At 50.5% G+C, this 24,211-nt stretch carries 18 protein-coding genes and 1 pseudogene; 11 read left to right on the plus strand and 8 right to left on the minus strand.

Annotated elements, in window-relative coordinates; all coding sequences use genetic code 11:
• Nucleotides 1–9 precede the first annotated feature (9 nt).
• Nucleotides 10–741: a LytR/AlgR family response regulator transcription factor gene (locus tag B2U90_RS07080; RefSeq protein ID WP_292017484.1), complete on the minus strand. Its 732-nt coding sequence runs from the start codon at nucleotides 739–741 to the stop codon at nucleotides 10–12.
• A gap of 945 nt (nucleotides 742–1,686) precedes the next feature.
• Between B2U90_RS07080 and B2U90_RS07085 the strand changes: the two genes are divergently transcribed.
• Together B2U90_RS07085 and B2U90_RS07090 are read left to right on the plus strand one after the other, a co-directional pair.
• The gene (locus B2U90_RS07085) at nucleotides 1,687–2,988 is read left to right on the plus strand and encodes an ammonium transporter (RefSeq protein ID WP_292017485.1); all 1,302 of its coding nucleotides are present in this window, start codon (nucleotides 1,687–1,689) and stop codon (nucleotides 2,986–2,988) included.
• Between the two features lie 169 nt (nucleotides 2,989–3,157).
• Nucleotides 3,158–3,532, plus strand: coding sequence for a P-II family nitrogen regulator (locus B2U90_RS07090; RefSeq protein ID WP_059076561.1), 375 nt, complete (start codon nucleotides 3,158–3,160; stop codon nucleotides 3,530–3,532).
• Nucleotides 3,533–3,620: 88 nt separating this feature from the next.
• On the opposite strand, the gene B2U90_RS07095 is transcribed toward B2U90_RS07090, so the two are convergent.
• Complete coding sequence (locus tag B2U90_RS07095; protein WP_292017486.1) at nucleotides 3,621–4,865, minus strand: pyridoxal phosphate-dependent aminotransferase; 1,245 nt, start codon at nucleotides 4,863–4,865, stop codon at nucleotides 3,621–3,623.
• 85 nt (nucleotides 4,866–4,950) lie between these two features.
• Complete coding sequence (locus tag B2U90_RS07100; RefSeq protein WP_292017487.1) at nucleotides 4,951–5,664, minus strand: MgtC/SapB family protein; 714 nt, start codon at nucleotides 5,662–5,664, stop codon at nucleotides 4,951–4,953.
• A 154-nt stretch (nucleotides 5,665–5,818) separates the two neighbouring features.
• On the opposite strand from B2U90_RS07100, the gene B2U90_RS07105 reads away from it, so the two are divergent.
• The 5 genes and pseudogenes from B2U90_RS07105 to gltB all read left to right on the plus strand — a co-directional run bounded on the left by B2U90_RS07105 (nucleotide 5,819) and on the right by gltB (nucleotide 15,015).
• The gene (locus B2U90_RS07105) at nucleotides 5,819–6,910 is read left to right on the plus strand and encodes an acyltransferase family protein (protein ID WP_292017488.1); all 1,092 of its coding nucleotides are present in this window, start codon (nucleotides 5,819–5,821) and stop codon (nucleotides 6,908–6,910) included.
• A 122-nt stretch (nucleotides 6,911–7,032) separates the two neighbouring features.
• Nucleotides 7,033–7,635: a DedA family protein gene (locus tag B2U90_RS07110; protein WP_292017511.1), complete on the plus strand. Its 603-nt coding sequence runs from the start codon at nucleotides 7,033–7,035 to the stop codon at nucleotides 7,633–7,635.
• Between the two features lie 80 nt (nucleotides 7,636–7,715).
• Nucleotides 7,716–9,341, plus strand: coding sequence for an ArnT family glycosyltransferase (locus tag B2U90_RS07115; protein ID WP_292017489.1), 1,626 nt, complete (start codon nucleotides 7,716–7,718; stop codon nucleotides 9,339–9,341).
• Nucleotides 9,338–10,030, plus strand: a complete 693-nt coding sequence (locus B2U90_RS07120) for a uracil-DNA glycosylase (protein ID WP_292017490.1) — start codon at nucleotides 9,338–9,340, stop codon at nucleotides 10,028–10,030. The genes B2U90_RS07115 and B2U90_RS07120 overlap by 4 nt, the downstream gene beginning before the upstream one ends.
• A gap of 361 nt (nucleotides 10,031–10,391) precedes the next feature.
• Nucleotides 10,392–15,015: pseudogene (gltB, locus tag B2U90_RS07125) on the plus strand (glutamate synthase large subunit).
• A gap of 75 nt (nucleotides 15,016–15,090) precedes the next feature.
• On the opposite strand, the gene B2U90_RS07130 reads toward gltB, so the two are convergent.
• Nucleotides 15,091–15,321 (minus strand): thioredoxin family protein, encoded by a 231-nt coding sequence (locus B2U90_RS07130; protein ID WP_059076614.1) that lies wholly within the window; start codon nucleotides 15,319–15,321, stop codon nucleotides 15,091–15,093.
• A gap of 148 nt (nucleotides 15,322–15,469) precedes the next feature.
• Between B2U90_RS07130 and B2U90_RS07135 the strand changes: the two genes are divergently transcribed.
• A complete protein-coding gene (locus tag B2U90_RS07135) occupies nucleotides 15,470–16,357 on the plus strand; it encodes a radical SAM protein (RefSeq protein ID WP_059076552.1) in 888 nt (295 codons plus the stop codon).
• An 83-nt stretch (nucleotides 16,358–16,440) separates the two neighbouring features.
• Here the strand turns inward: B2U90_RS07135 and B2U90_RS07140 are convergent, their stop codons facing one another.
• Nucleotides 16,441–17,433, minus strand: coding sequence for a bile acid:sodium symporter family protein (locus B2U90_RS07140; protein ID WP_059076551.1), 993 nt, complete (start codon nucleotides 17,431–17,433; stop codon nucleotides 16,441–16,443).
• A gap of 641 nt (nucleotides 17,434–18,074) precedes the next feature.
• Between B2U90_RS07140 and B2U90_RS07145 the strand changes: the two genes are divergently transcribed.
• Nucleotides 18,075–18,680 (plus strand): acid shock protein, encoded by a 606-nt coding sequence (locus B2U90_RS07145; RefSeq protein WP_292017491.1) that lies wholly within the window; start codon nucleotides 18,075–18,077, stop codon nucleotides 18,678–18,680.
• Here the strand turns inward: B2U90_RS07145 and B2U90_RS07150 are convergent, their stop codons facing one another.
• Entirely contained in the window at nucleotides 18,681–20,108 is a 1,428-nt protein-coding gene (locus B2U90_RS07150) for an aspartate ammonia-lyase (protein ID WP_292017492.1), read from the minus strand.
• Nucleotides 20,109–20,469: 361 nt separating this feature from the next.
• On the opposite strand from B2U90_RS07150, the gene B2U90_RS07155 reads away from it, so the two are divergent.
• Nucleotides 20,470–21,774: a serine dehydratase subunit alpha family protein gene (locus B2U90_RS07155; RefSeq protein WP_059076548.1), complete on the plus strand. Its 1,305-nt coding sequence runs from the start codon at nucleotides 20,470–20,472 to the stop codon at nucleotides 21,772–21,774.
• Nucleotides 21,775–21,893: 119 nt separating this feature from the next.
• Here B2U90_RS07155 and B2U90_RS07160 read toward each other — a convergent pair whose 3' ends face one another.
• Nucleotides 21,894–22,355, minus strand: a complete 462-nt coding sequence (locus tag B2U90_RS07160) for a GNAT family N-acetyltransferase (protein ID WP_113856382.1) — start codon at nucleotides 22,353–22,355, stop codon at nucleotides 21,894–21,896.
• A gap of 164 nt (nucleotides 22,356–22,519) precedes the next feature.
• Between B2U90_RS07160 and B2U90_RS07165 the strand changes: the two genes are divergently transcribed.
• The gene (locus B2U90_RS07165; RefSeq protein ID WP_292017493.1) at nucleotides 22,520–23,353 is read left to right on the plus strand and encodes a pyridoxamine kinase; all 834 of its coding nucleotides are present in this window, start codon (nucleotides 22,520–22,522) and stop codon (nucleotides 23,351–23,353) included.
• On the opposite strand, the gene B2U90_RS07170 is transcribed toward B2U90_RS07165, so the two are convergent.
• Nucleotides 23,330–24,037: a TerC family protein gene (locus tag B2U90_RS07170; RefSeq protein ID WP_292017494.1), complete on the minus strand. Its 708-nt coding sequence runs from the start codon at nucleotides 24,035–24,037 to the stop codon at nucleotides 23,330–23,332. The genes B2U90_RS07165 and B2U90_RS07170 overlap by 24 nt on opposite strands.
• Nucleotides 24,038–24,211 lie beyond the last annotated feature (174 nt).

Raw genomic sequence — 24,211 nt, forward strand, 5'->3', positions numbered from 1 at the left:
TCAGAATTTTTATGCTTCTTTTTTAAAAATAAACTTGAAATATTCTTCCTGGAATTGGCAGTATTTCCGTTTTGCCAGCGGAATCTGATATCCCTGGATTTCGATATAATCGCTTTTGATGACGTGAATGGCCGCCTGATTTACGATATACCCTTTGCCCGGTGAAATAAACTGGCCGGGAGAAATGGAATCCAGTGTCGCAAGCAGCTGTGCCAGGGCCTGGCGCGTCTCCAGAACCGCCCCATCGTGGGTATATACCTTCTGGATATGGCCTTTACTTTCTACAAACAGGATATCGTTGATTTCTTCCACTTGTATGCCGCCCCCGACAAGACGGAAAATGATTTTTTTGCTATGCCGCTGCCGGATGCTTTCCATGACCCGGTTCATAGCCTGATCAAACTGTTTTTGTGTAAACGGTTTGACGAGGTAATGCGCGGCCTGGACACCGAAGGCATCGACTGCAAACTCATCGCTCGTCGAAAGAAAGATGATTTCCGCCCGGCTTTTCTGGTTTCGCATTTCTGTTGCGACATCGGTTCCCAGCATACCAGGCATACAGATATCGAGCAGTACAATATCAAAATTCATTTCTTCTTCAAAGGCATCCAGAAACAGCATGGCATTATCATACCGGGAAATTTTGATTTCATACGTGCTGTCTGCAAAATAAGTACGCACGGCGTTTTCCATGATATCCAGCTGTTCCGGTATATCGTCACAAAGGGCAATCCTCAGCATAGTATACCTCCTTTCGATATATGATATGAGCATCCGTCATTTCTCATTGCACTTGCATTATATCATGTACTTTTCCTTCGAAAGGCCTTCGTGTCATTAAAAGTGCATTTTTTGTCACAAGTGGGATTTCCTCATATTCACTCAGGTAAATTTACCGTTTCTTTTCATTTCTTCCGTCCCGATATGGACAGGAGATAGATTTCAACGTTCTTCCCCTTTTATAATTTTAGTATATAACAAAACATGTTCTGCCGATAGTATACTTTTGTATATACTTATGGGATGTGGGACGGGAAAGCCACAAAAAATAGAACCAACTGGCGCGTTTTTGTCAGACCGGTTCATACCAGGAAATTCCCGGTTCTCTTCCAGACTCCCCCACATATAGTATATAATGCAGAACTTTTTCTAATCCTTCTGCCAGAAATAGAGCAGCCGTCTGCTATCTGACAGCCAGACCGTTGGAGACATACTATGCCAGAAACTTGTCCTGACCGTAATACAAAGTGATTACCAGTTGACAGTTCAACATTTGCAGCAGAAAAGAAACTTCGGCGTCTGGCGGGAAACAGGGAACAAAGCCGGTCTGCTGCCCTAGTTGACCGGACAGCCAGTTCATTTCACGATAAAACTATCAAAAAGTTGGTTGCTTTCATAAAAATTTATTGACAATCCCTGTATTTACAACTATAATGAATGTCATCAATAGAACACAGGGCGATGAAGCCCGGCTATGCACACACCGTAGTGTGTCATAGCCGGGCTTTTCTGTTTTTCTATTGGTAATTATTTATTCGTACTGCAATAGAATAAGAGCAGGCAGGTCATTTCGAGGGGAAGTAACAGGCTTGTCTGTATGAGGGGACAAAGAGGTCCTGCCAGCACCAACCTCCACGTGCTGTGCAGGACCTCTTTCTTTTGCAGTCAACCAGAGGGGTGACAGGTATGAAAAAATTTTGGTGTTTGTTTTCCTGGTTCCTGCTCATAGCGCCTACTGCACTGGCTGCTGACGGGAGCGGAACCATCGACACGGGGGATACGGCCTGGGTACTGATTTCCGCAGCCCTGGTCTTCATCATGACCCCGGGTCTTGGCTTTTTCTATGGCGGTATGGTCCGCAGTAAAAATGTACTGACGACGATTATGCAGAGCTTCTTCATCGTCGCCATGATTTCTGTCGAATGGATTATTCTGGGATATGCCATGACATTTGGTACCGACATTCACGGCTTTATCGGAAGCCTGGACAAAATCGGGCTGGCCGGTGTGGGCATGCAGTGCCTTTCCGGCGGTACGATTCCCGAACTGGCCTTTGTCGCATTCCAGTGCATGTTCGCCGTCATTACACCGGCTCTGATTACCGGGGCCTTTGCCGAACGGGTCAAATTCCGTGCTTTCTGCATTTTTATCCTTTTATGGGCTATCTTCATTTACAATCCCATGGCTCATTGGGTCTGGGGCGGCGGTTTCCTGGCCCAGCTCGGCGCACTTGATTTTGCCGGTGGCCTCGTCATCCACATTCTTTCTGGTGTATCGGGGCTCACACTCTGCCTGCTCGTCGGCAAGCGCCGCGGGCTTGGCAAATATCCTATTATTCCACACAATATGCCCATGGTCGTCCTGGGCGCAACACTCTTATGGTTTGGCTGGTTTGGCTTTAATGCCGGCAGTGCTCTCGGTGCCAACGCACTGGCAGCCAACGCCTTTATCTGTTCCCAGGCCGCAGCGGCTGCTGCCACCGTTTCCTGGGTCCTCATCGAATGGTTCATCAATGGCAAACCGACCGTCCTGGGAGCCGCATCGGGCTGCATCGCCGGTCTCGTAGCCATTACGCCGGCTGCCGGCTTCGTCGCCCCCCTTCCGGCTCTCTATATCGGTGCCATCAGCGGCATCATCTGCTATCTGGCCGTTGCCGTCTGCAAGAATCGTCTGGGCTATGACGACGCCCTCGATGCCTTCGGCATCCACGGTGTAGGCGGCACGTGGGGTTCCATCGCCACTGGCCTCTGGGCTACGGTAGAAGTCAATCCGGACGGGGCCAACGGCCTTTTCTATGGCGATGCCCATCTTTTGATGGCACAGGTCATTTCGACAGTCGTTGCGTACGCGCTGGCTATTATCGGATCCATTATACTCTATAAAATCATCAGCCTCTTCACGAATTTCCGCGTCGACGCCGATGAAGAAGTGGTCGGACTCGATATCAACGAACACGGCGAACGCGGCTATACGCAGCAGACATTATAATATGGACAGCAACGGCCAGTGTCACACCCTTACCCAAGCACTGGTCTTTGCCGCATCAGCTGCGGGATTGGCATGACGATCCCAAGACGTGTTACATGTATCTCCTTAACAAACAATCCCTCAGCTGATGCTATAATAGATATATATCCCAATGCAGGAGTGATTATATATGAGAAAAATTACAAAAATAGACATCGTGACCCGTCCGAGCAAACTGGATGAACTCAAAGCCGCCCTGAACGCTATCGGCGTCATGGGCATTACCGTCAGCCAGGTCTATGGCTGTGGTACACAGAAAGGCCATATCGAAGTATACCGGGGCAAGGAATACCAGGTAAACCTCCTTCCTCATATTAAAGTAGAAACGGTTGTCTGCGAAGTCCCTGTCGATGATGTCATCGAAACGGCCATGCGCATCTGCCAGACGGGAGAACCGGGCGATGGCAAAATCTTCGTGTTCAACGTCGAAGATGCCGTCCGTATCCGTACGGGAGACCGCGGAGCCGAAGCCATTATGGATGAAAAAGAACCTCCTACAACGTAATTCCTGATACGACGAAGAGGCCGCTCCACGAAGCGAAATGCTTCATGGGGCGGCCTCTTTTTCCGTATGGAATCCTATGGGAGTTTTCTTATCCGTCTACCGATTCCAGTGCTTTTTTGATTTTGGATGCCACACCGGTCATTTTATAGGCCGGGATGGAGCAGACACCGAGGCGGATGCCCCGTGCCAGAGGAGCAGCAAAAATGAGGTCTTCCTGAAGTTTTGCACAGGCCTGAGCCGATTTCAGCGTCGGGACAGAAATGAAAAATCCCGCCTTATAGGGAACAAAATCGAGATTGCAGGCCTGGGCTTCTTCCATGAAAATATCTGCACGGCGGCGGATATTCTGGAAATAGTTATTTTCTTCTGTTTCCAGTTCTTTCAGCAGTGCCGGGTCTCTGCGTACAATAGATAACAGGGTCATGGCCGCCCGGTTGATATTGGACCAGGCCGTACGGGCCGAATATTTCCCCACTTCCTGAAATTCATCGATGACATCCTTGCTGGAAGACAGGCCTACGAGAGCGCCTGCCCGCTGGCCGTAGAGGGTAAATCCTTTAGACATGCTGTAGGCAAACATGACGAAGATGTGTTCCGGCAGATGGCTGAACTGCTTCATGAACGTACGGACTTTGTTCTTATCCCCCGTATAGGCGATATATGCGATATCGACGAGGATACTGATGCGTTTTCCATTCTTTTCGTGGAACCGGCACACATCGAGCACTTCTTCCCAATCGCGGTCCGACAGGGCAAATCCTGTCGGGTTATTGGCCGGCGTGTTGAGCATGATGAGCAGAGAGTCCTGCTGGCGCAGAATGGCTGCTACAGCCGAAGAAAAAGAATCAATATTGAAGGAACGGCTGTCATCGAGCATAGCAAAAGTCGTAAGATGGCGGCCCACTTCGTCACAGAGATTGTCGTAGACCGACCAGCGCCAGTCCGTCGTCAGAACCTGGTCACCTACTTCCGAATAGTTAGTAATGGCGATATGAACGGCCCCGGTACCACCGGCCGTCGCTATGGCAGCCGTATAGCCATCGGGCCGCTGGTCTTCAAAGGTCGCATCGATGACATCACTGCGGTAATCGGCCAGTCCGACCGGCGGCGCATAGGTAATAAAATCACTCATAGGCAGTGATTTATATACTTTTTCGACGACAGGAAGACAGGCTACTTTTTCATCGTCTCCAGCATAACAACCTACGGTAGCATTGACTACGTTTTTAATTCCGTATTTTTTTATTGCCTCTTTGGCTGCCGCGCTGGACGAAAATACGACATCATTTATTTTTTTCCCTTCCCGGCTGGCAGCCGCCATACATGTTGACATAACAGGACCCCCTCCAAAGCAAAAAAGCAATGATTCCTTTTTATTATACCACGCAATGCCCGGTTTACATATATTTTAATGCAATTCAATCTTTTTCTTTCTGTTCTTTTGGTTCTATTACGGTGGCCTGTTTTATTCCTTTTATTCCCAGAAGGTCTGAAAGGAGTTCGCTCTGACTCAGTTCTTCTCCTACGTGTACCGTCAATTCCAGTTCGACATTTTCCTCTTCTTCTCCAGAAAGAGTGCGAAAGGAAAGAAGTGCCAGCTGATGGTGCTGCAGATATTCCGACAGGCGGCGGGACTGTCCCACCGTATTGCGCATCGTCAGGTGCAATACGTAAGAATGGCGTCCCCGTTTCCGCATCATCTTATCCAGACGGACAAAGACGGTAAGTACGATAAATATGAGCACCGTCGCGGCCGCCGCTGTCACCAGATAGCCGGCACCGACGACCAGCCCGACGGCAGCCACACCCCAGATGCTGGCCGCCGTTGTCAGGCCCTTGACACTGTGTCCCTTCTGATTAGCCAGAATCGTGCCGGCTCCGAGAAACCCTACACCAGAAATGACCTGGGCTGCAATCCGTTCGGGATCCGAACGGGTATAGCCATAGACAGAATAGAAATCGAGGGCAATATTAATAGAAATAATCATGCACAGGCAGGCGCCGAGGCATACGAGAATATGAGTACGCAGACCGGCAGATTGGCTCCGGGCCTCCCGTTCATACCCGATCAGGCCACCCAGGATAATAGCCACGATGAGCCGTATGATACTGTCACTGGTACTAATCATCATGGGCATCACTCCTATTCATCAAAAAAGCAAAATCTTCACTTTTTCTTTATATTAGTTATAGTATAATATACGTCGGAAGGAAAATCTACGCTCAGCGTTTATACTGTATGTCTATATTCCTTATACACCATGTTTACAGAAAGGAGCCTTCCTGATGGGTAAACATATATTTTATCTCGATAATCTGCGCACATTCGTCATTTTTCTGGGTATTCTCTGCCTGGCAGCTGGTTCGTTCCTGCCGGCTCCGTTTATGCCACCTCATTACGTCTTTGCCGGCCAGCCGGGTACTATCGCCCCTTTTTATTATCTCTTTTATGAATTTGCCATGACACTGGTCATTCCGGTCCTCTTTTTTATCAGCGGCTATTTTAGCGCGTCGAATCTGCGGATCCGCCTGTTCCAGCCATATTTCAAAGGACGCTGGCTGCGTCTGGGCTGGCCTTTGCTGTTTGCTATAATCATCATGATGCCGGAAATAGCCTGGATCAGCGCCCGCAGCACGGGATACAGTGCGGGATTTTTCACTTTCCTTACGCAACGCTTCCTGGGCCGGGGATTCACGTTGGGAATATACGGATTTCTGGCAGTGCTCCTGCTGTTCATCCTGCTGCTCATGGCAGCCAAAAAGCTCAATCATCAGGCCCTTCGCCATACGGAAATTTCGTCTCCATCCCCGCTCTTCCTCATTCTCTTCGTTGGTGTTCATCTCATTTTAGCCCTGGCCGTCTACTTCGGGCTGCTCGGCCTGTCACCGCAAAGTCTTTCCGCCTTCCAGGCATTTTTTGCCGGTCTGGGCTTTCAGCCGAGCTGGCTTATCACGGCGGCCTTATACTTTCTCCTCGGCATCTACGCGGCCAAACACCGCTGGTTCATCCAGGGAGGTTATGTTCCAGGGATTATCTGGTTTGCCGCGGCCATTGGCTTTTCTATTATATACAATGTATTTCCCTATTATCACGTCATTACCCTCGCCTTCCTGTCTCTTTCGGGGACACTCGGTCTGATTGCTGCCTTTGCCCGCTGGGGAGATCAGAGTTCGCAGACGCTGCTCACCCTGTCCCATATGGCCTACCCCGTCTGGTATCTGAGCGAACCGGTATTGGAAAACATCATGTACTTTCTCCTGCCCCTTACAATTGCCGCTCCGCTCAAACTGATACTGGCTCTGGGCCTGACCTTGTTCTACGGATATTTCGTCTACAAATATGCCTTATGCCATCTGGGCTGCTTTAAAACGCGCTGACGGGGATTTAAATAATTCCTTAATTTTCGCCCCCCTACTGGCACAAAGGCTCCTATCTATGCTATGATAGGATAAGTCAGTTATATACTTTCTTTTTTCACCTAAGGAGTTGGATGAATTCTATGGATACATTGCTGCAATTAATGGAAGTCTATGGATATGCAGCCATGTTCGTGGCCATGGTAGCCGAAAATGCCAATATTCCCGTTCCCAGCGAAGTCGTCCTCGGTTTTGCGGGATTTCTCATTTCACAACATATTTTCGATTTCTGGACGACCTTTATCATCGCCTGCACAGCCGGCGTGACCGGCTCAATTCTGAGTTACTGGCTCGGTTCGTATGGCGGCCGTCCTCTGCTCTTGAAATACGGCAAATATATCTTCTTCAATGAAAAAAAGTTCAATATGGCCGAAAAGATGTTCAATAAGTACGGTGGTATTGCCGTCATCATCTGCCGCTGCCTGCCCGGCGTACGGACATTCATTTCCTTTCCGGCCGGCGTCGCCCGTTATCCCTTCGGCCGGTTCGTACTGTTTACGATTATCGGCACCATTCCCTGGACACTGCTGCTCGTCTGGGCCGGCTCCGTACTGGGCAGTCATTGGCGTGACCTGATTCAGTATAATCATCAGCTGCTCATCGGAATGGGCATCGTCTGCGCCGTCATTGCCGTCGTCGGTCTCTGGAAATACCGCCGCAGCCGCAACCGCCGCCAGACGGAATAATCTGTGCCATCTGCTGCCGCATACCTCATCGTGCGGCAGTTTTTTTCTGTCACATACGGCCCACTGGAAAGGAGTCTTACATGAAAGCCCGCAGTCTCTTACTCGCTATCGCCATTGTCAGCCTTTTATTTTTCCTTACAGGCAATGCGTCTCTGCCCATCACCGATCCGGTAGAATCAAATTACGCACTGACAGCAAAGGAAATGGTCTTGTCCGGCGATTGGATTTCTCCCCGGATTTTCGATACATTCTGGTATGATAAACCGATTTTCATCTATTGGATGCTCAGCCTGTCTTATACGCTGCTGGGATTCAGCGACTTTGCTTCCCGCCTGCCGGGAGCCGTGTTCGGCATGGGATCGGTCGTCCTGTTTTCCTGGTATCTGCTGCACCGTGGCACCCGGCGGGAACTGGCTGTCCTGGGAGCCGCCGTCATGGCCACCAGTCTGGAGGTCTGGGCCGTATCCCATTCTATCATTACCGATCAGATTCTCTTCTTCTTTACAGAAGCCACCCTGTTTTTTGCCTATATCGGCCTGACAGAAAATCGGAGCCCCTACATGACGGCCGCCTATGCCATGGCCGCCCTGGCCGTTCTTACCAAAGGCCCGGTCGGCATCGTCCTGCCCGGTACGTTTTTGCTGGTCTTTGCCGCCCTGCGCCGTGATGCATCACTGCTGCGCCGGATTTTCCAGTCTCAGGGAATTGCCTTGTTTCTCCTACTCTGTCTGCCCTGGTACGGAATCATGTATCAGCTCCACGGAAACGATTTTATCGACGGATTCCTGGGACTGCACAATGTAGCCAGAGCCACCGCATCGGAACACCCGGAAGTCAACGTCTGGTATTATTATCTGGTGCTCGTCCCCGTCAGTCTGCTTCCCTGGACCGGGCCCGCACTTTACGGAGCATGGCATCGCCGTCATGATGGCGCCGAATATCAGTTCATGATGATCTGGGCACTGGGAACGATATTGTTCTATACTCTCGTTGCAACGAAATATCCTACCTACGCCTATATTGCCAATATTCCGCTTCTCCTGTTTGCCATACTAGGTATCGGAGATTTATATGAAAAAAACAGGGCCCGGTTCTGGACGATTCTTACCGGGCCTGCCATCATCTGGTGGCTGCTCTTCGCCACTGCTCCCTTATTATTCAAAAAGGCGGCCTTCGTTCCCGGAAGCTGGACCGGATTGTACATATTCATTTTCCTCTCTATCGTCCTGCTCCTGGCTGCCCAGAAGACTCATGCCTTCCCGGCACTGCCTGTCATGACTGCCATCGGCACGGCTGTCATCTATATTCTGGTCCTCTATCAGGGCCTGGTACCGTTCTATGATTATCGGTCGGCATCGGCATTTCTCCATCAGGAAGAAGCCTTACAGGGGCAGCTCTACTTCTTTGAAGAGTACCGCACATCCTTTGCCTATTACACGGGCCGTACCGCTTTGTATACAGAGCCGGCCGGATACGATGAAAATGCCCGGCTGCACCGTTCTTCTGTCTGGGCTGGCAAACACCCCTTCCCGGAAGAAGACAGCCCGCGTCTCATGGCGCGCCTTTCGGCAAGGGAAAGGGTAACCATCCTCGTGCCACGGGGCCGTTATAGCGATTATGTCCAGTCAGAATTTTATCCCCTTACCAGAGAAGCCGGAAAGATAGGCGCTTGTTACCTGTTTTACACAAAGGAGGCTTTGCCATGACCATAGAAGATTTCATTCACTCTCTCCAGATGTATACCAGCCCGGCTGTATGCAACCCCTGGCGGGACTATGACCGTACGTGCGATTTGGGACCACAGGCACCGGAAATCCGCCGTCACCAGCTGCAGGAGTATCTGGCCCAGCGTATCGGGCAGGCCCGTTACCTCTTTGTCGCCGAAGCCGCGGGATATCAGGGATGCCGGTTCACGGGTATCGCCATCACGTGTGAACGGATGCTCCTCGGCGCCCACAAGCAAGTGACCAGCGCCATGGTCCTGGGCCATGCAGGACAGCGCACGAGCCGTCCCGACTCTCCGTATATGACCAGTCGCCCCCAGAGAGATCACGGCATGAATGAACCGACAGATACGTACGTATGGGGTGCCATCCTGGACAACGGTCTCAATCCGCGGGACGTCCTGCTCTGGAATATTTTTCCCTTTCATCCCCACAAGGATTCGCCCTTTTCCAACCGCACACCGACGGATGAAGAATTATCGGCAGGCCTCGCGTACACCCGCCAGCTCCTCGCGCTCTGTCAACAGCCCCTGCGTATCGGTGCCATCGGCCGCAAGGCAGCAGAGACACTGCAAAGCGCCGGCATTGATGCCATTGCTACTCGTCATCCGGCCAACGGCGGAGCCGGCCTGTTCCGGAAACAATTTGCCGATCTGATTAAAACTGTATAAAACGAATTCTATTGCCTATCCTGATAAGACCGTATTGCCATGAACCCAAGGCTCATGGTGTGCGGTCTTTTTTTGCATATTCTATACAGGTACAGAAATCACCGGCATCATCGACGCTCTCATTTTATGATTATTTATCATAGTTAAAATGATTTTATTTTATCGCAAATTCAATAAAAGGTAAACTATTTTAGCTGTATGTCTTTATTTTTATCAATGTATACAATATTATTTTTGAATTTTTTATTGACACAACGACATTTCACCTTTATAATAAATTCCAATCTGTACAACGTTTATTGTATGCGTTATAAAAATACATCTGCGTTGTACCGGGGGGATATGAAGAGGGGGAATCGATATGTATAAAAAATTACGTGATCTGCCGGCACCGCAGGGGCTGTACGATCCGGCATTCGAACACGATGCATGTGGCATTGGCTTCGTCGTCAATATGAAGGGGAAAAAATCTTATGATATCATCGACCAGGCTCTAACCATCCTGGAAAATCTGAAGCACCGCGGCGCTGAAGGCGCCGATGCCCAGAGCGGTGACGGTGCAGGAATCCTCGTACAGATACCGCATCAGTTCTTCTGCCGGGAATGTGAAGTCCTGGGCTTTACCCTGCCGCCAGAAGGAGAATATGGTGTCGGCATGATTTTTGCCCATCGCTACGAAACATTCCGCAAGAAGCAGATGGAAGAATTTGAAAAGATTGTCAAAGAAGAAGGCCTGTCCATCCTCGGCTGGCGTGACGTACCGGTCGATGAAAGCCTCATCGGGAGCATCGCCAAGACAATCCGTCCTCATTTTCTGCAGGTCTTTATCCGCAAAGATCCCTCTATGACCAACCCGATGGATTTTGAACGCAAGTTATATGTCATCCGCAAGATGGCGGAAAAGAAGATTATCCCGGCCAGTCAGGAAAAGGGCTCCGATTTCTACATTGCCAGTCTGTCTTCGCGGACCATTGTCTATAAAGGCATGCTGACTTCTATCCAGCTGCGCCATTTTTATCTGGACCTGTCCGACCTGGATTTTACGACCTCCATGGCACTCGTCCACTCCCGGTTCAGCACCAATACATTCCCCAGCTGGGCCCGGGCCCATCCGAACCGTTATATCGTCCACAACGGAGAAATCAACACCATCCAGGGGAATGTAAACTGGCTCAATGCCCGGGAAAGCAAATCCAAATCCAGTGATTTCCCGGACCTGGAAAAGGTCTTTCCCGTCGTCGATGACAGTGGCAGCGACTCGGCCATGTTCGACAACTGCCTGGAATACCTGTATATGACAGGACACTCCCTTCCCCATGCCATGATGATGATGATTCCCGAACCGTGGGAAAAAGACCCGCTCATGAGCAAGGAAAAACGGGATTTCTACCGCTATCATAACTTCATGATTGAACCGTGGGACGGCCCTGCCGCTATCGGATTCTGTGACGGCATCGTCATCGGCGGCATGCTCGACCGCNNNGGAGCCCTGGGACGGCCCGGCTTCCATCCTGTTTTCTGACGGCGAGGTCATGGGCGCGGTGCTCGACCGCAACGGCCTGCGTCCTGCCCGCTATTATGTCACCCGCGACGACCGGGTCATCGCCAGTTCGGAAGTAGGGGCACTCTCCATTCCGCCGGAAGATGTTCTTTATAAAGGCCGTCTTCAGCCGGGGAAAATGCTCCTCGTCGATACGCAGCAGCAGCGCATCATCGACGATGAAGAAATCAAGCAGCAGATTGCTACGGAATTTCCCTATGGGGAATGGTATAAAAAGCACGTCATCGATCTGGACGATCTCATGTCCCGCCAGAATCTCATCGGCAGTGACAAGACGATACCATACGATTTGAAAGAACAGGAAATGGTCTTTGGCTATACGCAGGAAGACATGGATAAAATCATCCTGCCAATGGCCCGCGATGGCAAGCAGCCCATTGACTCGATGGGGATGGACGTATCCCTGCCCGTTCTGTCGGACCGTCCCCAGCTGCTGTATGATTACTTTCAGGAAAACTTCGCCCAGGTCACCAATCCGCCCATCGACGGCGTACGGGAAAACATCGTCATGAGTTCACTCGTCATGGCAGGGAACGTCGCCAATATCATGGATCCCGATGACGAAAACACGGCCGCTCTCTACCTAAAACGACCTATTCTCACCAATGAAGAAATGGCGGTCATCAAATCACTCATGACAGATAAGCTCCACACATCGGTCATTTCTATGCTGTATCCCGTAGGCGGCGGCCCCGACGCTATGGAAACGGCTATCGAATCACTCTGTATCGACGCGCTGAAAGCTATCCGCAACGGTGCCAATATCCTGATTCTGTCCGACCGGGGCATCAATTCCCGCATGGCTGCCATCCCGGCCCTGCTGGCTACGGCTGCACTCCATCATTTCCTCATCCGCAAGACCGTCCGTTCTGATGTCGGTCTCATCCTGGAATCAGGGGAACCACGGGAAATCCATCACTTCTGCACCCTCGTCGGCTATGGCATCACCGCCGTCAATCCGTATGTAGCACTGGAATCCATCAAAGAACTGGCTGCAAAGAAGAAACTGGGCAAAATCTCCTGCGAGGAAGCTCGGGAAAACTATATCCGGGCCTCGGTCAACGGCATGCTGGCTGTCATGTCCAAAATGGGTATTTCCACCATCCACAGCTACCACGGCGCCCAGATTTTTGAAGCTGTTGGTATCAGCCGCGACCTGATCCAGAAGTATTTTGTCAATACGCCCAGCCCCATCGGTGGCATCGGCCTGAAAGAAATAGCCAAAGAAAACGCCCTGCGTCATGAAGCTGCTTTTTCTGGCAGCGATACCCTGCCGAAGGGAGACATCTATCAGTACCGCAAAGGCGGACAGGCTCATATCATCGATCCCCAGGCAGTCCAGCTCCTGCAAAAAGCCTGCCGTACGAACGATTATGACCTATACCGTGAATATGCCGACCGAGTCAATACGTCGTCCACGTACCGCCTGCGCGATTTGCTGGACTTCGTCTATCCTGCCGGTTGCAGCATCCCCATCGAAGAAGTCGAATCGGAAGATAATATCGTCAAACGGTTCCGTACCGGTGCCATGAGTTACGGCGCCCTCAGCAAGGAAGCCCACGAATGTGTGGCCCGGGCCATGAACCGTCTCGGCGGCATGAGCAATACTGGCGAAGGCGGCGAAGACGCAGCCCGGTTTGATACCGATACCAATGATAAAATCAAACAGGTCGCTTCGGCCCGTTTCGGCGTAACCAGCAACTACCTGGTCCACGCAGCAGAATTACAGATTAAATGCGCCCAGGGTGCCAAGCCCGGCGAAGGCGGCCATCTGCCCGGCAGCAAGGTCTATCCCGACATCGCCAAAACCCGCCATGCCACGACTGGCGTCGCCCTCATTTCACCGCCACCGCATCACGATGTGTATTCCATAGAAGATCTGGCAGAACTCATTTTCGACCTGAAGAATGCCAACCGCAACGCCCGCATCGGCGTCAAACTGACCAGTGGTGCCGGCATCGGTACCATTGCCGCCGGCGTCGTCAAAGCCAAAGCTGATGAACTAACCATCAGCGGCTTCGATGGCGGTACCGGGGCATCTCCACGGACCAGTCTGCGCCATGCCGGCCTTCCATGGGAAATCGGCCTTTCGGAAGTACAGCAGACACTGCTCCTCAATCAGCTCCGCGACCGGGTACGCGTCGAGGTAGATGGCAAACTGCTCACGGGCCGCGACGTAGCCATTGCCGCTCTGTTCGGCGCTGAACTCTTTGGATTCGGCACGGCGCCCCTTATGGCTATCGGCTGCCATATGCTCCGCGTATGTCACCTCAACACCTGCCCGTACGGTGTGTGCACACAGAATGAAAAGCTGCGGAAGAATTTCAAAGGCAAGCCGGAATATATCATCAATTTCATGCACTTCATCGCCCGGGACCTGCGGGAAATCATGGCCCGTCTGGGATTCCACAAAATCGACGACATGGTGGGCCGTTATGATCTGTTGAAGCAGAAAGACACGGCACCGAACTGGAAGGCTTCCACAGTCAATCTGAAGCAACTCCTCTATCGTCCATACACAGATATCCGCATCGGCCATCACTTCACGACACCCCAGGACCATGAAATTTCCAAGACACTGGACATGTCGAAACTGGTGCGCATGTGCCGTCCGGCCCTGGAACAGAAAAAACACATCCGTGCCCGCCTGCGCATCAAAAACACGGACCGCGTGACAGGTACTCTCCTGGGCAGTGAAATTACACGGCGCTACGGAGAAGAAGGTCTGGCCGAAGATACGATCAAGCTCTGCTTCGTCGGCTCGGCCGGTCAGAGTTTCGGAGCCTTCATCCCCAAAGGACTGACACTGGAACTGGAAGGTGACGCCAATGACTATCTCGGTAAAGGGTTGTCGGGCGGCAAGATTATCGTCCATCCACCGGTAGAATCAGTATTCCCGGCAGAAGACAACATCATCATCGGCAACGTAGCCTTCTATGGCGCGACCAGTGGCGAAGCCTATATCAACGGCATCGCCGGTGAACGGTTCTGCGTCCGCAACAGCGGCATTACGGCTGTCGTCGAAGGCGTAGGCAATCACGGCTGTGAATACATGACCGGTGGCCGCGTCCTCGTGCTGGGACGTACGGGCCGGAATTTCGCAGCCGGCATGTCTGGCGGCATTGCCTATGTCTATGACCTGGAACCGACGAACTGCAACCAGGACCTGGTACATCTGGAAGATCTTACCGATGAAGGCGAAATCGCCATCGTCAAAGCAATGCTCGCCCGCCATGTCCAGTACACCGGCAGCGAACTGGGCTGCCGGCTCCTGGAAAACTGGGAAGACACACAGGGCCGGATTACCCGCATCATTCCGACAGCTTATGAAGAGATGCTGGCTCTCATCGAAAAGGCAAAGGCCGAAGGCTATACCGATAAAGAAGCCCATATGATTGCATTCCAGACAAAACACGGAAAATAATAGTCACACCGGCAAAAAAAACGGCAGCAGCCGCGCAGTTTTCGCTGCACAGCTGCTGCCGTTTTTTTCTGGGCCCTATTTCAGGAGTGATTCTATCTGACCGGCTTTGAGTACTCTGCCTGCCGATACCACTTTTTCGTCTACGACAAGGGCCGGTGTGCTCATGACGCCATACCGGGCAATCTGGGCAAAATCCGTTACGTACTCAATCCTGGCATCAATACCGAGGTGCTGGACGGCTTCTTTCGTCGCTGCCAGCAGGGCTTCGCATTTGCTGCATCCGCTTCCTAATACTTTGATTTTCATCTATGTGATAAGAATACTATTCACATTGATATTTGCCAATATGAACGGTTAATCTATCCAGAATCACCTGCCGGTTGCACAAATCTTTTTACTATAAGATATAAAGTATAGTATAATAGTACCATTCTCCCATGAAAGGATGATAGATATGTATATTGATGACGCTGAAGGCATGGTATTTCGTCCCCCCAGCGAAGCCTATAGTTTCATATTGCGTGCCACCATCGGCTGTTCCCACAATACGTGCACATTCTGCCCGATGTATAAGGAATCGCGGTTCCGGATCCGTCCCCTGGAAGAAATCGACGGTATCATTGAACGCGGTGCCGCCGCTTACCCCTATGTGCGCCGTGTCTTTATCGCTGACGGCGACGCCCTGGTCCTGAAAACCAAAGACCTGCTGCACATCATAAAAAAATGCTATGACCTGTTCCCCCGCCTGACCCGCGTCGGCGCCTATGCGACTCCGGCTGACATCGACCGCAAGACACCGGAAGAACTGACTGCACTTCACGAAGCAGGTCTTGGAATTCTCTATACGGGAATCGAAAGCGGCGACGATGCGGTCCTCACCCGGGTCCATAAGGGTACGACGGCGGAACTCACCGTGCGGGCCGGCCAGAAAGCGCTGGCTGCGGGGTTTAAATTATCTGCCATGATTCTTCTCGGCCTGGGTGGTCAGGAACGGACCCATGAACACGCCCTGCACACGGCGGAAGTCGTGTCTGCCATCAATCCCACCATGCTCAGCGCCCTGTCCCTGATCATTCCCGAATTCGTTCCCCTGTACAAGGAAGTACAAGACGGCACCTTTACACCTCTGACGGCCCGGGGATTTATCCGGGAACTGGACGAGCTCCTGCGCCATACGGAAATGACAGAGCCCTGCATTTTCCGCAGCAATCACGTTTCCAATCTCTATCCCGTAGGCGGCACACTGCCCAAAGACAAAGAAGCCATGCTCCGGGCATTAGAGCAGATGATGCCCCATATGGACGATACGACACCCATTCTGGGCGACGTAACTCATTTCTAAAACTAAAAAAACAGAGGATGCTGCACTACAGGCTTTTAAAGCCATTCTGCGCATCCTCTGTTTTACTTTATTGTATTCTCTTTTTAATGCTGCGCCGGAACGGTGATGGTTTCGCGCTGTTTTTCTGCATCCCGGGCTTCTATCTTATCCATGTTGCGGGCAAAAATCCCGGCCAGGATGGACCCGGTGACCTGATGGATAGCAGCACCGACAGCGGCCGGAATGGCTACAGCCGGAGCGAAGAAGACGGAAACAAGGGAAATAGCCAGGGCATCGTTCTGCATGCCAACTTCCAGCGTGACGGAATGCTGCTGTTTCTTACCCAGTCCTAATTTACCTGTAACGAAGTAGCCAATGAGGAAACCGCCCAGATTATGGATGAGTACCATGAGGATAATGAAGAATCCCATTTCCAGGATTTTGACACCATTGATAGCAATAACGCCACCGACGATGACCAATACGCCAAAAGCAGAAACGAGTACCAGTACTTTCGACAAAGAAGCGACGTGCTTTTCACCCATGATGCGATGAACGATGAGTCCCAGAACCAAAGGAACCAGAATAACTTTCATAACCGTCATGGCCATGGCAAAGAAAGAAACTTCAACCCACTGGCCAGCCAGTCCCCAGACGATGAAGGGCATCATGATGGGTGCCAGCAGAGTCGAACAGGTCGTAATGGATACGGACAGCGGTACATCGGCTTTCGCCAGGAAGCCCATGACGTTGGATGCTGTGCCGCTCGGACAGGACCCCAGCAGAATCATGCCGACAGCCATTTCCGGTGGCATCTGAAAAGCCAGTACCAGTCCATAGGCCAGGAGCGGCATAATCGTGTAGTGAGCCGTGCAGCCGATGAGGACTTCTTTTGGCCGCTGCAGGATGAGTCTGAAGTCTTTGGCATGCAGCGTCATCCCCATACCAAACATGATGACCCCCAGAAGCAATACCGTATGCGGTACGGCCCATAAAAATGCGCCCGGCATAAAGTATGCCCAGATAACGACAAGAAATACGATGTACGTCAGGTTCTTTCCGACAAAACCACTTAATTTCCCGATTAAATCCATCATATGAATCCCCCCGATGATGCGTGTACGAATTAATAAATATAAATAAAATATACCCCAGTAACAAATCCTGATGACTATCCCGCTTTTTGTGTAAAAAAACGCTTTGTCTCTTTTAAAAGAGACAAAGCGTTCAGCTCTGCGGTACCACTCTTATTGTCGTAACGACCCCTCTGTGCATCTCCGGAACCCCCGTTCCTTGCAATGCCTGACCCGCTAACGGTGGTCTTCCGGCTGCGTCTACTTGCAAAGCGTTCGGGCAGCTGCTCATGGGTGACTTCACGGTATCTGCCCATCCCGTCTCTCAGCCTGCAACGGTTCTCTGTCATGGGGGATTGCCCTTACTACTCCCAGTCAACACGGTGTCTGTGGATTTGTTGATGCTTATTATACGCACGGTGTATGAGAAAGTCAAGAAGTTTTTTTCTTCGCATCTTAAAAAAAGCACGCATTAAAACGTTAAACTTAAAATTATTAACATTGATTTTCCAGGCATTCTCATTAATAATTAACGCGATCTATCTATAGAATTTTAGAATTGAAGTACATTCTTTCTCGTTATTTCAAATTTCATTTTGTCTTACTTTTGTTGAAATTTGTAGTATAATGTAGAAAAATCCCGTAAACCAAGGAGGTTCTGCCTTATGAAAAAGATATGTCTCTTCCTCATACTGCTCGTTACTATAGCCAGTGCATCCTTTGCTGCAGACACGACCGGATCATCCCCTGCCACTACTCCGCCCGTCACGGCCAGCCAGCCGGCAGATGATACCGCACGGTTCGACAACGAACGGACCATCCTTCTGGTCCGTACGACCCAGGGCGGTTATCCTGCCCATTTCATGGAACAGCGTCTGCGCCAGCCCTTCCGCCTTCCATACTGGGACCGCCAGTATGCAGCGGAAACGATTCCCCCGGAAGACATAACAGAAGATACGATGCAAAAACTGGCCGCATCCTACAAAGCCGATATCGTCCTCGTACCGGTCGTACGGACCTGGATCTGGCGGCAGTATCACGCATACCGCGGCTGGTATGATGACGACGAATTTTTCACAGAATGCTGGTATGACCTGCGGGTATATGCCTACAATGTCAAAGATCAGACACTGAAGAGTTATAGTTCCCGCGGCTCAGAACGGGATGAAGCCTCTATCCTCAATGATCCCAATGAAATTCTGGGACGGGCCATGGACCAGATTCTGGAAAAATTGCCATATAAACGCATCCCGACGGACATTGAACGGTAATCAGCCGCTGATTTTACGCTGTGAAGCTTCCATCCAGGCCGCACCGGCAATGCCCGGAGTCGTCATTTCCCAGGGAGACAGGATGTGTTCCATCTGTTCCTCCGTCAGGATATGATGTTCCCGGATAATATCCCGTACGGGCCGTTTGGTTGCATACGCTTCCCGTGCCAGGAAGGAAGCCTTTTCATAGCCGATATGCGGCAGCAGTGCCGTAATGATGCCGACACTGTGATCAACCCAGTACTGGCATTGACTGCGATTGGCTTCCAGTCCCTTCAGCAGTTTATCGATGAACGCATAAATCGCATTCGTCAGGCACTGCATGGCACTAAAAAGATTATACGCCATGACCGGCTCCATGACATTGAGTTCGAACTGGCCGTTTTCCGAAGCAAAGGTGACGGCCAGGTCGTTGCCAATGACCTGATAGCAGGCCTGGTCGAGTACTTCTGCCATGACGGGATTGACTTTACCCGGCATGATAGATGAACCGGGCTGACGGGCCGGCAGTTTCAGTTCATTGAGGCCACAGCGCGGGCCCGATGCCATGAGACGGAAATCGTTTGCCATTTTAATCAGCACCAGAGCCGTGCATTTCATGGCTGACGATACTTCAGCAAAGCCGTCCGTATTATTAGTCATGTCAATGAGATTGCTGGCCGTCGTAAACAGTTCTCCCGTAAGCCCGGACAATTCTTTGGCAACGCCCCGGATGTACTGAGGTTCGGCATTAAGACCTGTGCCGACGGCAGTACCGCCCATATTGATAGTATGTACACCTTCAAGAGACCGCTTGATCCGTTTGCGACCCCGGTGTACAGCCGATGCATAGGCCCCCATTTCCTGTCCCAGTGTCACCGGTACGGCATCCTGCAGGTGGGTCCGCCCCATCTTGATGACATCTTTAAAGTCTTCTTCTTTATCGAGAAGAGCCGCTTCCAAAGCCCGCAATGCTTCGTTCAGTTTCTTTCCTTTGAGGATGAGGCAGACCTTCATACTCGTAGGAAATACATCGTTCGTGGACTGGGCCATATTTGCATGATTATTCGGTGATACGATATCATACCGTCCTTTGGGCTGCCCCAGGATTTCCAGTGCGCGGTTGCAGAGTACTTCGTTCATATTCATATTGACCGATGTACCGGCACCACCCTGGATTGGATCGACCGGGAACTGGTCAAGCCATTTCCCAGACAGGATTTCATCGGCTGCCTGTACCAGAGCCGTACCGATTTTCTTCGGCAGACGGCCTGTCTTCATATTTGCCAGCGCGGCTGCTTTTTTGACCAGCGCCATGGCATGAATGAAATCCGGGTCGAGATGATTGCCTGTAATATGGAAATTTTCCAAAGCACGCATGGTCTGTACGCCATAATATACATCATCTGGCACATTCATTTCTCCCAAAAAATCATGTTCTGTTCTCATGATACCCCTCCTGGCCACGCACTGTTGTATACAGTATGCAATGTTTGTGATAAAGAAATTAATGAAAATTTACAAATCCATATTTCATGGGAACTGGTACAGTAAAAGGCGCTGCCGGATCTATGTCCAACAGCGCCTTTGCCGCACGTCCTATGAAATTTAGCTATATCTTAACGCTATTTGAAATGGTTGTCAAGATATACCGATACATCGTACGAACTCCCTGCAAGCCATTGCATGGTGATATTTATTGAATATGATTCTAAATACTTTAAACATTTACATTGTCTCCCGATTGCCTTATAATTTTATTAGGATACGTCTATCTTAAAATTTTGTTTTTATAAAGGAGACGATTTGCATGGAATTAGAAGAAATGTGGGAAAAGATGGTCGATTGTCTGCACAAAGAAGTAAAACCCGCCACGGGGTGTACGGAGCCGATATCGCTTGCCTACGCATCGGCTGTAGCTGCGGAAAAGCTGGGGCAGCCCGTAGAAAAAATTGAAGCAAGGGTATCGGCTAACATGATGAAAAACGGGATGGCCGTCATCGTGCCGGGAACGGAAACACCGGGGCTGTACATCGCGGCAGCCGTCGGTGCACTGGGCGGTGACCCCAAAGGCGGTCTGCAAGTACTGAAACGCTTGTCTCCCGACGTCGTACGGAAGGGCAAAAAGATGGTCGCTGACAAGCTCGTATCGGTCGATATCGCCGACGTTCCCAATGTACTGTATTCCGAAGCCAAAGTCTATGGTGGCGGCCATACGGCACGGGTCTGCATTGCCGACGATCACACCAATGTCGTGCGCATCGAAAAAGACGATGCCGTCCTCTTTGAAGCACCGCCGATGAGCCGGGACGAAATCTCTCCGGAAGAACAGTTCCTGAACAACCTGACATTAAAGGATGTCTATCAATTTGCAACCGAATGTCCCATTGACGATATCCGCTTCATGGAAGAAGCCGCTAAATTAAATGAAGAATTATCCAAAGTCGGTCTTTCAGAAAAATACGGCCACTGCATCGGTTATACGATGAAATCAGAAATCCATACGGGATTCCTTAGTAACGCCCTGCAGGACATGATTATCATGAAGACAGCCGGAGCTTCTGATGCCCGCATGGGAGGGGCCCCGCTTCCGGCCATGACCAATTCCGGTTCTGGCAACCAGGGAATCACGGCTACCATTCCCGTCGTCGTAACGGCACAGAAAGTAAAGGCATCCAAGGAACAGCTCATCCGGGCCCTTACCATGTCTCATATGACGGCCATTTACATTCACAGCTTCCTTCCCAAACTCTCCGCGCTCTGCGCCTGCGGCACGGCCGCTATGGGAGCTGCTACTGGCATGGTCTGGCTCCTGGGAGGCAAATTCCAGGACGTGCAGGATACCATTTCTAACATGACCGGTGACCATATCGGTATGGTATGTGATGGCGCCGGCAACAGCTGCACCCTGAAAGTTGCCACAGCCTGCGACGCCGCCTGCCGGGCAGTCATGCTCAGCCTGCACAATATCCGCGTAACCGGTAGTGAAGGCCTGGTCAGCAACAATCCCGATGAATCCATCCGCAATATTGGCGAACTGGCCAAAAAAGGTATGGAACAGACCGATAAGGAAATCCTGCAGATCATGCTCCATAAAAATAAACTCGATGCGTGAAAGCAAGAGAACTATCTAAAAATCTTATAGATAATTGTTCAGTCATCTCATAAAACAACTCACGTACACGTAAAGCCGCAACAAACGGGCAGCTGCTCATTTTGTTGCGGCTTTCGTCTTTACAAATCTTTTTTCAGATAAATCACATTGGGCATGGGATTATGATAATACGCCGGGATTTCGGTAAATCCGAATCGTTCATACGTATGAATGGCGCTTTTCATCGTATCGGTAAACGAATCCAACACCATTTCCTTATATCCATCTGCACAGGCCTGATTGACAATCTTCTCTACGAGCATACGCCCGGCATGAAGATGACGGTATGCCGGTTTGACATATAACCGCTTCATTTCACAGCGCCGGTCATCGTGGCGGTGATAGGCAATACAGCCAATAACCGCTCCGTCATCGGCCACGGCTGCATAGATGCGGCCGTAAGGCGGTACATAACGTTGTTCCAGATGAGCCAGTTCATCTGACAGATTCTGAAAACTTAGATCCATGTGCAGAGAATCGGTATATTCCACAATCAGTTCCTTTAGTTCAGGCAGCCGCTGCGTTCCATCAATAATTTTCATGTCAATGCCTCCCATGCTTTTTCTTTTAGTATACTATAGACACCCCTTTTTTCCTATCGGTCTTCCGGCTATATATAATACGCATAAAGAACTAAATACAGCTTGTATTCATACAACATATCATATACAATGGATATAATATATTATTCCAAGAGGTGATAATCATGTTTACCAAGCGTGTACTGGCCATTCATGATTTATGCTCTTTTGGCCGCTGCTCGCTGACTGCTGTCGTACCGGTTATTTCTGCTATGGGGTTTCAAGTCTGTCCCCTGCCGACAACCTTGTCCAGTAATAATATCACATATCAGACATGTTATAGTTCGGATGTATTGTCTGATACACGTTTATTCATGGAAAAATGGGAAGAAATCGGCTGTTCCTATCAGGCTATTTACAATGGATTTTTATCAGATTTCCAACAGATGCAAATTGTCTGGGAAGCTATCCGCCGCTTTTCTGACGAAAATACCCTTGTCGTAATCGATCCGGTCATGTCATTTGCCGGCCGCCCTCTTCCCGTCTATAGTCAGGATATGATAGAAAAAATGCGCACTCTCATACGAAAGGCCACGGTCATTACGCCGACACTGATAGAGGCCTGTATGCTGACCGGGACACCAGTTGTCCCATCTTTTCCTTCCTTAAAAGATGTCCTCCAGCTCTGCCACCAGCTTTCGTCATTAGGCCCACGGTATGTCGTGATTACCCGAATTCCCGCATCAGATATAAAGATAAAAAATGTCAGTTTTGACGGTACTACCCATACCTATGACGAATGCCAGATTTACCGCGTACGGAAACAAGTGGATGGTCTGAGCGATTTATTTGCCAGCGTCCTTACAGGCGCACTGCTCCGGAATCACTCTATTCACATGGCCATGCGCCTGTCCCTCGATTTTCTGTCCTATGCCCTCGACTATACCCGCCAGGCCGGTTCAGACGCCCGGGAAGGAATCCAGATTGAGCCATGTTTACGACAACTTCTCAAGATTTAAAGAAGTGCTTTTTTTATGTCTCGAAAAGATATAACCCGTACTGCAGACGAAAATTGTCAATACCGCCGGAACGGCAAATTCTGTCCAGCTGCCGACAATCCTCATAATCAGTCTCCCCACTACAGCGTCATGCATGATCATGGAACCGGCCGTCCAGCCCAGAAGGCCTGCACCGCCATAGAGTACGACTGGGAAGCGGTCCATAATCCTGCCAATAACCGTGCTGCCCCCGACGATAATCGGGATACTGATGAGAAACCCGCAGGCGACGAGGATAAAGCTTCCATGAGATGCCCCGGCAATAGCCAGTACATTATCGACACCCATAGCCGCGTCGGCAATGATAATAGTCCGGATGGCACCCATCAGCGTGTCCGAAGCGTTAATTTTCTCATCATGCTCTGCCGGCAGCAGTAACTTGATAGCAATAGGCAGCAAAATCAGCCCGCCCAGGACCTGCAGATAAGGAATCGACAGGAGCCATACGGCAATCAGTGTCATAACGAGGCGGATGATGACAGCCCCACCAGTGCCGATGAGTATGGCTTTTTTTCGCAAATCCGACGGCAGTTTATTGGCCGCCATGGCGATGACGACGGCATTATCACCGCCGAGCAGAATATCCAGCATAATAATGGATGCGAGGGCTGTTATAAAATCCCAGGAAACCAAGGTCCATTCCATGATGCATTCTCCTTTACATGAACATACGATAAAAAAATGAGACTTTCCCATGCCGTCTGACGGACAGTATGGAAAAGTCTCACCTATTGTAAAATGGTTACAACGCTGGCACCAGCCCAATGGGCATGCATGTTGACGCCAGCTAAAAGGTTACTCCCTTTTACTACTATATGT

Source organism: Megasphaera sp. UBA4233, assembly GCF_002395615.1.
GTDB lineage: Bacteria > Bacillota > Negativicutes > Veillonellales > Megasphaeraceae > Megasphaera > Megasphaera hexanoica.